Source organism: Sphingopyxis sp. EU05-FHT14B03 (assembly GCF_058790875.1).
The window spans coordinates 97,552-110,258 of the sequence record NZ_JBYTDC010000003.1 but is presented as its reverse complement, the minus strand read 5'-3'; the positions used below and the strand labels follow the sequence as shown (position 1 = coordinate 110,258).

At 67.2% G+C, this 12,707-nt stretch carries 14 protein-coding genes; 6 read left to right on the top strand and 8 right to left on the bottom strand.

Annotated features, from left to right (window positions below; genetic code table 11):
* Nucleotides 1–48 precede the first annotated feature (48 nt).
* The 4 genes from AC3WS4_RS17005 to AC3WS4_RS16990 are packed head-to-tail and all read right to left on the bottom strand — an operon-like array spanning nucleotide 49 to nucleotide 4,646.
* The gene (locus AC3WS4_RS17005) at nucleotides 49–1,305 is read right to left on the bottom strand and encodes an FAD-dependent oxidoreductase (RefSeq protein WP_492736813.1); all 1,257 of its coding nucleotides are present in this window, start codon (nucleotides 1,303–1,305) and stop codon (nucleotides 49–51) included.
* Entirely contained in the window at nucleotides 1,302–2,120 is an 819-nt protein-coding gene (locus tag AC3WS4_RS17000) for a class I mannose-6-phosphate isomerase (RefSeq protein ID WP_492736811.1), read from the bottom strand. The genes AC3WS4_RS17005 and AC3WS4_RS17000 overlap by 4 nt, the downstream gene beginning before the upstream one ends.
* Before the next feature lie 4 nt (nucleotides 2,121–2,124).
* Nucleotides 2,125–3,771: an amidohydrolase gene (locus tag AC3WS4_RS16995; protein WP_492736809.1), complete on the bottom strand. Its 1,647-nt coding sequence runs from the start codon at nucleotides 3,769–3,771 to the stop codon at nucleotides 2,125–2,127.
* Nucleotides 3,768–4,646, bottom strand: a complete 879-nt coding sequence (locus AC3WS4_RS16990; RefSeq protein ID WP_492736807.1) for an NAD(P)-dependent oxidoreductase — start codon at nucleotides 4,644–4,646, stop codon at nucleotides 3,768–3,770. The genes AC3WS4_RS16995 and AC3WS4_RS16990 overlap by 4 nt, the downstream gene beginning before the upstream one ends.
* Before the next feature lie 60 nt (nucleotides 4,647–4,706).
* Between AC3WS4_RS16990 and AC3WS4_RS16985 the strand changes: the two genes are divergently transcribed.
* The 3 genes from AC3WS4_RS16985 to AC3WS4_RS16975 all read left to right on the top strand — a co-directional run bounded on the left by AC3WS4_RS16985 (nucleotide 4,707) and on the right by AC3WS4_RS16975 (nucleotide 6,991).
* The gene (locus tag AC3WS4_RS16985) at nucleotides 4,707–5,957 is read left to right on the top strand and encodes a threonine ammonia-lyase (protein ID WP_492736805.1); all 1,251 of its coding nucleotides are present in this window, start codon (nucleotides 4,707–4,709) and stop codon (nucleotides 5,955–5,957) included.
* A gap of 147 nt (nucleotides 5,958–6,104) precedes the next feature.
* The gene (locus tag AC3WS4_RS16980; RefSeq protein WP_492736803.1) at nucleotides 6,105–6,506 is read left to right on the top strand and encodes an acyl-CoA thioesterase; all 402 of its coding nucleotides are present in this window, start codon (nucleotides 6,105–6,107) and stop codon (nucleotides 6,504–6,506) included.
* A complete protein-coding gene (locus tag AC3WS4_RS16975) occupies nucleotides 6,503–6,991 on the top strand; it encodes a GNAT family N-acetyltransferase (protein WP_492736801.1) in 489 nt (162 codons plus the stop codon). The genes AC3WS4_RS16980 and AC3WS4_RS16975 overlap by 4 nt, the downstream gene beginning before the upstream one ends.
* Here the strand turns inward: AC3WS4_RS16975 and AC3WS4_RS16970 are convergent, their stop codons facing one another.
* Both AC3WS4_RS16970 and AC3WS4_RS16965 read right to left on the bottom strand, forming a co-directional pair.
* Nucleotides 6,992–7,471: a MarR family winged helix-turn-helix transcriptional regulator gene (locus tag AC3WS4_RS16970; RefSeq protein WP_492736800.1), complete on the bottom strand. Its 480-nt coding sequence runs from the start codon at nucleotides 7,469–7,471 to the stop codon at nucleotides 6,992–6,994. It lies immediately after the preceding gene.
* Entirely contained in the window at nucleotides 7,455–8,774 is a 1,320-nt protein-coding gene (locus AC3WS4_RS16965) for a S41 family peptidase (RefSeq protein WP_492736798.1), read from the bottom strand. The genes AC3WS4_RS16970 and AC3WS4_RS16965 overlap by 17 nt, the downstream gene beginning before the upstream one ends.
* Nucleotides 8,775–9,011: 237 nt before the next feature.
* On the opposite strand from AC3WS4_RS16965, the gene AC3WS4_RS16960 reads away from it, so the two are divergent.
* Together AC3WS4_RS16960 and AC3WS4_RS16955 are read left to right on the top strand one after the other, a co-directional pair.
* Nucleotides 9,012–9,470 carry a GNAT family acetyltransferase gene (locus AC3WS4_RS16960; RefSeq protein WP_492736796.1) on the top strand — a complete coding sequence of 153 codons (459 nt, stop codon included), beginning with the start codon at nucleotides 9,012–9,014 and terminating at the stop codon, nucleotides 9,468–9,470.
* The gene (locus AC3WS4_RS16955; protein WP_492736794.1) at nucleotides 9,467–9,895 is read left to right on the top strand and encodes a GFA family protein; all 429 of its coding nucleotides are present in this window, start codon (nucleotides 9,467–9,469) and stop codon (nucleotides 9,893–9,895) included. Before AC3WS4_RS16960 ends, AC3WS4_RS16955 begins: the two co-directional genes overlap by 4 nt.
* Nucleotides 9,896–9,915: 20 nt before the next feature.
* On the opposite strand, the gene AC3WS4_RS16950 is transcribed toward AC3WS4_RS16955, so the two are convergent.
* Both AC3WS4_RS16950 and AC3WS4_RS16945 read right to left on the bottom strand, forming a co-directional pair.
* A complete protein-coding gene (locus AC3WS4_RS16950; RefSeq protein ID WP_492736792.1) occupies nucleotides 9,916–10,611 on the bottom strand; it encodes a class I SAM-dependent methyltransferase in 696 nt (231 codons plus the stop codon).
* A complete protein-coding gene (locus AC3WS4_RS16945; RefSeq protein WP_492736790.1) occupies nucleotides 10,604–11,062 on the bottom strand; it encodes an RrF2 family transcriptional regulator in 459 nt (152 codons plus the stop codon). The genes AC3WS4_RS16950 and AC3WS4_RS16945 overlap by 8 nt, the downstream gene beginning before the upstream one ends.
* Nucleotides 11,063–11,193: 131 nt before the next feature.
* On the opposite strand from AC3WS4_RS16945, the gene AC3WS4_RS16940 reads away from it, so the two are divergent.
* Nucleotides 11,194–12,543 carry a M1 family aminopeptidase gene (locus AC3WS4_RS16940; RefSeq protein ID WP_492736788.1) on the top strand — a complete coding sequence of 450 codons (1,350 nt, stop codon included), beginning with the start codon at nucleotides 11,194–11,196 and terminating at the stop codon, nucleotides 12,541–12,543.
* The last annotated feature ends 164 nt before the right edge of the window (nucleotides 12,544–12,707 follow it).

Genomic DNA, 12,707 nt, shown 5'->3' with positions numbered 1-12,707 from the left:
CGCAGGCTCTGGATTGCCGCGTCGCTGCGCTCCTCGCAATGACGAAGTTTAGAAAACCGTCCGCGCCGCGACGGTGCCCTTGGTCGCGAAGCTGAAGCGCGGTTCGATGGGCAGGTTTTCGTCGAGGATATGCGCGGCGACGCGCTTGCCCACCGCGGGGCCGTTCTTGAAGCCGTGACCCGAGCCGCCGCCGACAAGCCAGACATGCGGCTGGCCGGGGAAGCGGTCGATCAGATAGTCGCCGTTCGAACTGTTCTCATATTGGCAGACGCGCCCGCCGATCAGCGGCGCGGTCGCGAGACCGGGGAAGCGGCGCGCGACATAGGCGCGCGCCTCGGCGATGCCCGCGGGGGTGAGGGCGCGCTCCTGCGTGTCGGGGTCGACCACCGGACCATGCACGTCGATCGCGATCTTGAACCCCGCGCCTTCGAGGTCGGGGATGCCATAGACGATACGGCCGTTGTTGAAATCGGCCCACACCGGCAGGTTCGGCGGGGCGAAGCGGGTGTCGCCCTGCGGCGCGCCGAAATGATAGACTTCCTGCCGCGTTGCGACGATCTTGCCCATCAGATGCTGCGGGAAGATTTCGGCGAGCCAGGGTCCGCAGGCATAGACGAGATGGTCGGCGGTGCCGCCGTCGGGCAGCGTGTGGCGCTGGATCTTCTTCGACAAGAGCGGCGCGGGCATGACGACGGGTTCGACCGTAATCTGTGCGTCGGCGATCACTTCCTGCACGCCGCGTGCGGCGATCAGCGCGCCGGTTTCGGTTTCGAGGATGCCGGTTTCGCCCTGGTAGAACTGGATCTGGCGATATTTATTTTGGAGCCAGCTCACGTCGCCCTGTTCGTGGCCGATGCGGTTCGCCTGGAGCCAGGCGAGCGACTGCGCGGTATAGGCGTCGCCCTGCGGCGCGAACCAGAGCACGCCGGTGTTGTGGAAGATCGGCGCGCTCGCGCTGTCGGACAGCTCTTTCCAATAGGGCAGGGATTCGCGCGCCATCTCGGAATAGATGGTGTCGGCGCCATAGCCCATGCGGATGACGCGGCTTTCGCCAGCCGACGAGGCGCGCGCATTGGCGGCGCCATAGGCGTCGAACAGACGCACCGATTTGCCCGCGCGCAGCAGGTGCCAGGCGGTCCAGGCGCCGAACACCCCGGCACCGATCACCGCGACATCGACATGCTGGACGGTCGGTTTGGCGTCCTTTCGCTTTTTCGAACGGCGCTCCTTGCGCTCGGCCGCCGCGACGGCGGTCGCCACGGGGAGCGCGGCGAGACCGGTGAGGAGGGCGCGGCGCGTCGTCATCGCGTCGCCCAGGCGATCAGCGCGCGGCCGGCGCCGCCGAGTGTCGCCAGATCGGCGATGTCGTCGAGCAACCAGCATTCGCCGGGCTGCCATCGACCGGCACCCACCGTGCCGCCGCCGTCGATCGGGATGAACCAGATAGGGCCATGGGCGCTGAGTTGGGGCAGCGCGCCGAAATCCTCGCTATGCGCATCGATCAGCACGAACTTCGGGCCGTCGACGAGGCGGTCGATGCCGACCGCGATTGGCGTGCGCAGGTTCGCGGTGAGATAGGGACCGGCTTCGGCACAGGCCATCGCTTCGTCGAGATGCAGGTCGCGCGGGCGGCCATAGTCGTAGAGGCGGTAGGTAATGTCGGCATATTGCTGCACCTCGATCAGCGTCAGCCCGCCGCCGATCGCGTGGATCGTGCCGGGGGTGACGTGGAAATGATCGCCCGGCGCGATGGGTTTCCAGTCGATGAGGTCTTCGATGCTGCCGTCGAGCGCGGCAGCGCGGAGCCGATCGGGTGACACACGCTGTTCGAGGCCGAGCCCGATCACCGCGTCATCCTCGGCGTCGAGGATCACCCACGCCTCCTCCTTGCCCTGCCGCGCGCCGGCGGCGCGTGCTTGCGCGTCGTCGGGGTGGACCTGCACCGACAGCGCTTCGGAGGTGAAGAGATATTTGACCAGCAGCGCGGGCTCGGGCGAGCCCGCGGGCAGTTCGAACCAGATTTCGCCGATCCGCTCGCCGCCTGCATCGAAAAGCGGGCCGATGTCGTCGTGGCCCCATGGCTTGGCGACGCGGCGCGGGATCAGACGGGTCGCTGGCACGCCGTCAGTTGCCCTTCTTGTAATAACGATAGCCGCCGATCCAGGTTTCGAGCGGCGTCATGCGGCGGATCTCGTCGGGGCTGGCGAGCATCGGGTCGCTGTCGACGATCAGGAAGTCGGCGCGCATGCCGGGCATCAGCGTGCCGATGCGGTCCTCGGCGAACCCCGCATAAGCGGCGGTGCGGGTGAAGCCGTCGAGCGCGGTTTCGCGGTTGACCGCCTCCTCTGGGCGCCAGCCGCCGAACGGCTGGCCGCTCGCGTCGGTGCGCGAGATCGCGGCGGCGATGCCGGGGAAGGGGTTGGCGCTTTCGACAGGGACGTCCGACCCGAAAGCGAGGCGGGCGCCGGCGGTCTGCAGGCTGCGCCAGGCATAGGCGCCCTTCAGCCGGTCGGGACCGAGCCGCGCTTCGGCCATCAGCCGGTCGCTGGTCTGGTGGACCGGCTGCATCGAGGCGATGACCCTCAATTGCGCGAAGCGCGGAATGTCGACCGGGTCGATGATCTGCGCATGTTCGATGCGCCAGCGCCGCTCGCCGGGCAGATCGGCGTTGAGGTCGGCGATCGCGTCGAGCGCTTCGGCATTGGCGGCATCGCCGATCGCGTGGATCGCGACCTGGAACTTGTCCATCGAGGCACGCACCATCTTGTTGCGCAGTTGCGCCGGGGTGAGCAGGGGCAGGCCCTTCTGCCCCGGGGCGTCGCTATAGGGCGCCTTGAGCCAGGCACCGCGCGAGCCGAGCGCACCGTCGAGATAGAGCTTCACTCCGACCATGCGCAGCCGGTCGTCATAGAGCCAGGGCGTCGGTTCGCCGCCCGCGATCAGCGTCATATTGTCGATGTCGCCGCCATAGCTCATGATCCGCACCGCGAGCTGCTTCTTGTCGCCGGCACGGCGATAGGCCTGCCATTCCTCGATCGTCGTGCCCATGTCGGCGATCGCGGTGATCCCCTGTTCGAGCAGTTTCTGCTGCGCGAGATAGAGTGCGCGGTCGACGTCGCGGGCCAGCGGTTTCGGCTTGGCATTGTCGACCAGCGCCATCGCGGCATCGACGAAGACTCCGCTGGGCTTGCCGCCCTCCATCTCGATCCGGCCGCCCGCGGGCGATTTGCTGGTCGCGGTGATCTTCGCCGCATTCATCGCGGCGGTGTTGGCCCAGCCGGCATGGCCGTCGACACGCGAAAGCCAGACCGCGCGGTCGGGCACCGCGGCGTCGAGGTCGGCGGCGGTCGGGAAGCGGCCGAGGCCCCATTTCTCCTGATTCCACCCCGATCCGATGATCCAGGGCATTTCGGGATTGTCGGCGGCATATTTGCGGATCGCCGCTTGCGCCTCGGCGAGCGATTTCGTCTCGCTGAGGTCGAGCAGCATCAGCTGGAACCCCATGCCGATGACATGGCCGTGCGCGTCGATCAGCCCGGGGATGAGCGTTTTGCCCTTGCCGTCTTCCTTGAAATCGGGGCGTTCGGGGCGCTTGTCCTTGCGGTCGAGCAGCTGCTTGACCTTGCCTTGGCTGTCGATGACGAGCCCGGTGAACCGGACGAGCTTGCCGTCCTTGTCGAGCGTGATGCCGTTGACATTGTCGACCAGCGTGTCGGCGTGCGCCGGGCCGGCGAGGAGGAGGGCGAGCGATGCGAGGAGGAGGCGCTTCATTTCGGCAACCTCGTCACGAGCGAACTGGTATCGCGGCGGCCATTGCCCGCCTTTTGGACATCGGCGTAAAATTGGTCGACGATCGCTGCGACCGGGATCGTCGCGCCGTTCGAGCGTGCTTCCTCGAGCGCCAGCCCCAGATCCTTGCGCATCCAGTCGACCGCGAAGCCGAAGTCGAATTCGTCCTTCGCCATCGTGCCCCAGCGGTTGAGCATCTGCCAGCTTGCCGCGGCGCCGCCCGACACCGCCTCGAACACCTTGTCGGTGTCGAGCTTCGAGGCTTGCGCGAAACGCAAGGCTTCGGACACGCCCTGCAGCGCGCCGGCGATCGCGATCTGGTTGACCATCTTGGTCGTCTGCCCCGCGCCGGGGCCGCCGATATGGACCATGCGCGCGGCATAGGCCTGCATGATCGGCGCCGCAGCCTCGAAGGCGGCCTTCCTGCCGCCGCACATGATCGACAGCGTGCCGTTTTGCGCGCCGGCTTCACCGCCCGACACGGGGGCGTCGACGACGAGCAGGCCCGGCGCCTCGGCCTCGACCGACAGCTGGCGGGCGATGCGGGCGGAGACGGTGGTGTGGTCGATGAACAGCGCCCCGCGCCGCATCGCGCGGAAGGCGCCGTCGCGGCCGAGCGTCACCTGCGCCAGATCGTCGTCGTTGCCGACACAGGTCAGCACGACGTCGGCGCCTTCGGCGGCTTCGGCGGGGGTCGCCGCCGCCGCTCCGCCATATAGCGCGACCCAGGCGTCGGCCTTGGCGCGGGTGCGGTTGTAGACGGTGAGGGCGTGGCCGGCTTTCGCCAGATGGCCCGCCATCGGTCCGCCCATGACGCCGGTCCCGATGAAGCTGATGCGCAATGTTTCTTCGCTCATGGCGAGGGGTCATAACGGCGGTTTGCGCGGCGCGCCAGATAGGCTAGGGCCAGCCGCGTTATGACAGAGCAACTCACCCTGACCTCCGCCGCCGATTATCCGGCGATCACATTGGACGATGTGCGCGCGGCGGCGGAGCGAATTAACGGCGCGGTCGTGCGCACGCCGACGCTTCATTCGCAGACGCTGTCCGAAATGGTCGGCGCCGAGGTGTGGCTGAAGTTCGAAAATCTGCAGTTCACCGCGGCGTATAAAGAGCGCGGGGCGCTCAACGCGCTGCTGCTGCTCGACGACGAGGCGCGCGCGCGCGGCGTGATCGCGGCGTCGGCGGGCAATCATGCGCAGGGTCTGGCCTATCATGGCAAGCGCCTCGGTGTGCCGGTGACGATCGTGATGCCGAGCACGACGCCGCAGGTGAAGGTGTCGCAGACCGCGAGCCATGGCGCGACGATCGTCCTCCATGGCGAGAAATTCGACGATGCCTATGCCCATGCGCGCGTGCTCGAAAAGGAACGCGGGCTGACCTTCGTCCACCCCTTCGACCATCCGCATGTCGCGGCGGGGCAGGGCACGGTGGCGCTCGAAATGCTCGAGGATGTGCCCGAGCTCGACACGCTGATCGTGCCGATCGGCGGCGGCGGGCTGCTCGCGGGCATGGGCACCGCGGCGCGCGGGATCAAGAACGACATGCGCCTGGTGGGCGTGCAGGCCGAGCTTTATCCGTCGATGTACGCCGAGCTGAACGGCGTCGACATGGCGTGCGAGGGCGACACGCTGGCCGAGGGTATCGCGGTGAAGGAGCCGGGGTCGTACACGCGCAAGCTCGTCGCCGAACTCAACGACGATATCGTGCTGGTGGCGGAACGCCATCTGGAGCGCGCGGTGAGCTTGCTGCTGCAGATCGAAAAGACCGTGGTCGAGGGCGCTGGCGCTGCGGGGCTCGCGGCGATGCTCGCGCATCCCGAGGAGTTCAAGGGCCGCAAGGTTGGCCTCGTGCTGACCGGCGGCAATATCGACACGCGGCTGCTCGCCAATGTGCTGCTGCGCGATCTCGCGCGCTCGGGACGGATCGCGCGGCTGCGCATTCGCTTGCAGGACCGTCCGGGCGCGCTGTTCAAGGTGATGAAGCTGTTCGACGAGAAGCAGGTCAACATCATCGAAATCTATCACCAGCGCATCTTTACCACCTTGCCGGCGAAGGGCCTGATCACCGACATCGAATGCGAAGCACGCGACCGCGAGCATCTCGACAGCCTGGTGACCGCGCTCCGCGATGCGGGTTATATGGTGACGACGGTCGAGCTGGCTTAACCTCCAGTCCCATCGTCATTGCGACCCCGGCGAAAGCCGGGGGAAGCAATCCAGAGCGGGTTTACGCAGGCTCTGGATTGCCGCGTCGCTTCGCTCCTCGCAATGACGAGGCTTTTTGTCGCCAGGCGCCGAGGCTAAGCACGTCCAATGAAATCCTTCACCCTCTCCCTCACCGCCACCCCCGACAGCATCGACGAGCTCGGCCATGTCAACAATGCCGTCTGGGTCCAGTGGATCCAGCAGGTCGCGACCGGCCATTGGGACGCCGCAGCGCCGCCATCGCACAAGGACGCCTATATCTGGGTCGTGGTGCGCCACGAGATCGATTACCTCCGCGCGCTCGGCCCCGGCGAGACGGTGACCGCGCGGACGTGGGTCGCCGACAAGCCGCAGGGCGCGAAGTTCGACCGCTATATGGAGTTCACCGGCGCCGACGGCAAAGTGCATGTCCGCGCGCGCACCGTGTGGGCGCTGCTCGACAAGGCGAGCGGCCGGCCGTTGCGGGTGACGGCGGAGGTGGTGGCGCCGTTCCTCGGTCCGGAAGCGTGACGCTTTCGATCCGCCCCGCCACGTCCGACGATGCCGCGGCGATCTGGGCGATTATCGAACCGGTGATCCGCGCGGGCGAGACCTATACGCTCGACCGCGACATGCCTGAGGCCGAAGCGCTCGCTTATTGGTTCGCGGCGGACAAGGCGGTGTTCGTCGCCGAGGCGGATGGCGTCATCCTCGGTACCTATTATCTCCGCGCCAACCAGGACGGCGGCGGGGCGCATGTCTGCAATTGCGGCTATATGACCGCCGCGGCCGCGACCGGGCGCGGGGTGGCGCGGGCTATGGCGCTGCACAGCTTCGACGCGGCGAAGGTGCGCGGCTTTCGCGCGATGCAGTTCAACTTCGTTGTCGCGAGCAACGCCCGCGCGGTCGGGCTGTGGCAATCTTTGGGGTTCGACATCGTCGGGCGGTTGCCGGGGGCGTTCGACCATCCGGCGCTGGGCTTTGTCGATGCGCTGGTGATGTTTCGGGCGCTGTGATTATTCCTTGGCGCGTTCGCTGAGCGGCCTTGCCTCGAGCGCGTTCAGCGCTCTCAATATCGCGCCATGAACATCGCCAACCTCTTCGAAGAGCGTGCGATACACGTCGCTGATCCGCTCGCTATAGGCGTCGATGCGCGCAAGCTGGTCGCGGCCCGCGTCGGTGAGCCGAAACATCTTGCGCCGCGCGTCGCCGGGGTCGGGGTGCTGGGTGATCAGCCCGAGGCGTAGCAGCGCCGGGCATTTCTGCATCACCAGCTGGTGCGACTGCCCAAGCGTGCGTGCGAGTTCAGCTGCAGACGCCTCGCCCGCCTCGCCGAGCGCGGTGAGCAGCGAGCAGGAGCGCACCGGGACGGTGATGCCGGCGGCGTCGAACAGCGGACGCGTCTGTTCCTCGATTCGCGTGCTCAGCGCTTCGCTGAGGCGGCCGAGGAACGAGATGTCGTCGAGATCGGACGCGGTATCAGGGGAGGCGGGCATAGTCGGTCGTCGTTCCGTCGCGGTCGATGCGGGTGAGCGCGACGATCTTGCCGCCTTTGCGCGCGATGCGAAAGCGGAAGTCGCGCACCCCCTCGATCGCCAGCAGGTCGCCGCCCAGCGGTTCGAGCGTGAGGCGGAGCCGTTCGCGCCAAGTATAGAGCAATTTGCCATCGACCAGGTCGATGCGCCGGCCTTCGTAACGGCCGGCGATCGCTTTCAGCGCTGCGGCGGTCGGCGCGGGGCGCGGGGCGAGCATCGGCGCGAGCCAGTCGGCGTCGGCCTGTTTCGCGGGATCGGCTTTGGCGAGGTCGGCGAGCGCGAGGCGGTGCGCGACGGCGAGCGCGTCGGCGGAGGGGACAAGATGGTCGGGGGTCACGCCTTGCCCCTCGAAATCGCCGCGATCGACGGGGTCGCGGATCTGGCCGATCGGGACCTGCAGGAAGAAGTCGGTGCCGACGGGCTTGCGGTCGACCGGATGCGCGCCGCCCGCGGTGCGCTCGCCCACCAGCGTCGCGCGGCCGAGTTTCTTGAGCGTGTAGGCGAACCATTCGGCGGCGGAGAAACTGGTCGAACCGGTGAGGACATAGACGGGCTTGCCGGTCAGCCGCTTGGCGGGCAGCGCGGGGAGCACCCATTGGCCGCGCGCGACGCGGCGACCGTCGAGATTATAATCATAATCGAACAGCTCCTGGTCCTTGTCGCCGGGGAACAGCTGGCTCGCGAGCAACTGCGCCATCTCCAGATAACCGCCATTGTTGTAGCGCAGGTCGTAGATCACGGCGTCGCCATTCTCGACGAAACGCATTGCCGCGGCGGCGGCGTCGTAACCGAGTTCGGGGTCGGCGAAATGCGACAGGTCGACATAGGCGATATTGCCGTCGAGATAGCGTAGCCCGGTGAAACCGAAATTCTGGCGCGCCTCGTCGCGGCGGTCCTGTTCGCGCAGCGCGGCGGCGCGCGCCGGGTCCTGCTTTGCGGCATAGTCGGCGACCCATTCGGGATCGACCCCGACCGAAAAATGCAGGTCGTTGCTGGCGGCGATCAGGTCGTCGGTGAGCTCGCTCGCCAGCTTGCGCCGGTCGGCCGCCGCATCATAGGCGCCGGCGTCGAGATTGCGACGCAGCGTCGCGGCGATCGTCTTCGCCTTGTCGGGAAAGACATAATTCGCCTCCAGCGTCTGGCCGAGCTGTTCGACGATCGTGCGTTTGTCGGCGGCGGTCAGCGGGGCTTCGTCGGCCATGGCCGGCGTGACGAGCCATGCGGTCGTGGCGGCCAAAAGGATCGTCCAGCGCTTCTTTTTCATCTCGTTCTTCACCTGCGATGTGATTCGTACAATATATTGCGCAATATATTGTATAATAGCATCAGGCAAGGGGTTTGAAGGGCGGTAAGCGGCAGCAAGGGCGGGGGCGATCGACAGCGGCGTTGTGCGCCGTCGGTGGAGGTCGGCTGTCCGGGTGGAGCTTTGCCGGCTGCCGTCGCCCGACAAGAGCTGCCGATGGATATTTGCCGTGGGCCGCTTTCGGCGGCACTATGCCGAATGGCCCTGGCAGCAAAAGGCGATCGTGCGGTGGACATTCGACCCTATGAAACGTCCGATTTCGACGGGGTGTCAGCGCTGTGGGACGAGGCGTTCCCGAACGATCCGCCATGGAATCACGCCGAAATCGCGATCCCGGAAAAGCTCGCTTTCCAACCCGATCTGCTGTTCGTGGCGGTCGAGGACGGCGGGGTGGTCGGGTCGGTCATGGCCGGGTATGACGGCCATCGCGGCTGGCTTTATTCGGTTGCGGTGGGGCAGGGCGTCCGGCGCGGCGGCGTGGGAACGGCGCTGGTGCGGCACGCCGAGCAGGCCTTGCAAGCGCTGGGATGCGCGAAGGTCAATCTGCAGGTCCGGGCGACGAATGCCGCGGTCGTCCGCTTCTACGAACGGCTGGGCTATGCCATCGAAGAACGGGTGAGCCTGGGCAAACGGCTCCAGGGCGGAGCATTGCCATGACGTCACGCACCGCGACCTGCCATTGCGGGCGGCTTCAACTGGTTTGCAGCGGCGAGCCGCGCAAGGTTTCGATGTGCCATTGCCTCGAATGCCAGCGCCGAACGGGGAGCGCGTTCAGCATCGCGGTATTTTACGCGCGCGACATGGTTCGCGTCGAACGCGGCGAAGCGGCGAGTTTCGAGCGGCCATCGGCGAGCGGAAAATCGGTGAAATTCCATTTCTGCCCGCGCTGCGGATCGAATATGTTCTGGGAGCCGGAGCGCATGCCGGCGTTGGTCGGTGTCGCCGCCGGGGCCTTCGCCGACCCCGACTTTCCGGCACCCGAACAATCGGTCTGGACACGCGACAAGCATCGCTGGCTAACCCTTCCCGACGGCATCATGCCGCATGAACTGAGCCCGCCGCCGCGCCAACCCGTCGATTGATCACCGGGTTCAGTCCGGCATCACGCATATCCCACCCAGCCGCGCCAGGTGAAGGCGGCGTAGAATTGCTCGACGCCGGTGAAGCCCGCCGCGCGCAGCACCGCCTCGTCGGCCTCGGGGCTGAGCATCGCGACATGGGTGGCGACCGCCTCGCGGCCCTTGGCAACCTGATCGGGATCGCCGCCCGACGCGATGGCGAAGGCGGCATAGCGGTCGAGCCAGCGGTCGCGCTCGCCCGCGCCTTGCGGGAAGCTGCCATGCGCGGCGACAAACGGCGCGCCGGGTTTCAGGCGGCGGCGGATTTCCGACACGGTGCGGATGCGTTCATCGGTTGCGAGGAAGTGGAGGGTGAGCAGGCACACCGCGCCGTCGAAGGGGCTGGCGGGGGCGTCGTCGATCACGCCCTCAACCAGCTCTGCGCGATCGGCGTTCGCGCCAAGCGTCTGCGCGGCCAGGCGCAGCATCGCGCCGGCGGGATCGACGCCGGTGAAGGTCCAGCCGGGATAGGCGTCGGCCAGCGCCTTCAGCTCAAGTCCGCCGCCCGCGCCGAGCACGAGGATATGCGCATCAGCGGGCACGCGCTCGGCGAGCAGCAGGCCGGTCATGCGGTGCAGCGCGTCGAGGCCGGGGACGAAGCGCCGCGGCCCTTCGGTGTAGCGCGCGACCGCGGCCGGATCCTTGAAGCTGTCGAGGAAATGTTGCGCGCCTTCAGCCATGACTATGCTCCTGTGCAAGGTGGGATCGCTCCGCCATGCGCGCGTGGAAATCGGCGCTGAGCTGCGCGAGCGTGACGTCGGCGAAACGATTGAGCAGCAGCGCCTCTGCCTCGCGGAAGCCGCTGTCGAGCGCGGCGTTGACCGCTTGTTCGACGAGGCAGCCGGGCGCCTCGCTGCGATTGCCCATTGCCATCAGCCTGGGGCGGCCGATCGCATCATAGACGTCGCGCATCGTGATGGCTGACAGGTCGCGCGCGATCGTCCAGCCGCCGCCATGGCCCTTTTCGCTATGCACGAACCCCGCGTCGCGCAGCCCGCCGAGGATGCGGCGGATGACGACCGGGTTGGTCTGCATCGCTCTGGCGAGCTGTTCCGACGTCATCGGCGTTTGATGCTCCGCCATGTGGAGCAGGACGTGCAGGACGCCCGAGAGTCGGCTGTCTCGTTTCATGTAACTTTAAATAGTGCGTGATTGAGCAATGTCAACCAAGCTGAGTTGTTAGAATAATACAGTTGTTGACCGGCACGGGCTGAATCGCTTAGATGCTCCCGCCCGGGGATTTTCATTGGGGCGATGATGCGATGAAGATTCCTGCGATATTGGCGATGCTCGCCGCGCTGTCGGCTTGCGCCGCAAATCCCGCCGTTCCGGCTTCTGTTTCGGTCGCGGCGCCCGCTGGCGCCGAAGTCGAGATCACGCGCGACGATGCGGGGTGGCAGGCGCGTTTCCGTTTCGCCGAAGATGCCCCGCTCTGGGCCTTCGAGCGGTCGGCGCTGCTGCGCCGCGAAGAGACGCCCTGGCGCCCGAAAAGCTGGGAGGCGGCGACTCCGGGGGTGTCGCTGGTCCGGATCGGCGACTTCGACGCGCTGGTCGCCGACACGGGGACCGTCCCGCGCGAGGTGGTGATCCGCTTCCGCCCGCTCGCCGAGGATATCATCGCCGATTATGATCCGGCGATCGTCCTGTCGGACGGTTCGCTCGCTATCTACGGCGGGCATTTCAACGCTTTTCCGATGGACAGCCGCGAGGCGGTCGCGGCGCTGCGCGAGCCGAAGGAATATCCGACGCAGATTGCGCTGACCGCGGCGGGCGCGCCCTTGCTGTTCGACGGCCAGCGGGTGACGCGCGCCGAGGCGGTGGGCGATCGTTATGTCTATGTCGGCGACGTCGCGCTGGCGCCGGGCGACCCGGTCGCGACGATCCTCGATCCGGGCCTGCCGGGCTGGATTTCGGGACAGCTGCGCGATTTTACCCCGTCGGTGTTCCGCGATTTCGAGGCGATGATGGGCGCGCACAAGAGCAGCCGGCCGATGGTGATCGCGAGCTGGGCGGGCTCGGAGTTTCGCGGGGCCAGCACCGGTGGCAGCGTGTCGCCCGGGCTGATCACGATGCGGCTCGAAGGCACGCAGCTCTTGAAGGAGACGCCGGGCGCGCTTCACCGGATGCGCTGGTTCATCGCGCATGAGGCGGCGCATTTCTGGCTGGGGCAGACGGTCGGCTACGCGACCCCGGATGAGGCTTGGATCACCGAGGGCGGTGCCGATTATCTGGCGATGGGCGCCGCGTTGCGCGCCGATGCCGGGTTCGATGCGGTCGACTTCCTGGCCAAGGCGCGCAGCGACTGTGCGGCCGCGTTGGCCAAGGGGCCGCTCGCCGATGCCCGGCGGCGGAGCGACCAGCGCGCCTATTATGCGTGCGGTTCGCTGTTCGCGGCGGCGGTCGAGGCGGCGGGACGGCCGCGCGGCAAGGGCTTCGCCGATTTCGTGCGCACCCTGATCGCCACCGACAAGGACGGCAAGCTGACCGCACAGGAGTGGCTGACCGCCGCGCGCAAATTCGGGGTGTCGTCCGAACAGATCGCGCGGATCGAAACGCTGCGCGCAGGGATGCCCGATGCGGCGCCGGTGATCGCGGACTTGCTTGGCGATTGACCGGGGCGGCCAAAGCGGTTAGCCACGCCCGCGATGACCGACGCCCTGCAACCCCGATTCAAGGCATATTGGCGCTCCTTTACATAGGAGCGGCATGGCATCACCTTTGACCATCGCCGCCGTGTTCGGACAGGCGAATGGTTATCCATCTTTTCCCCCATCCG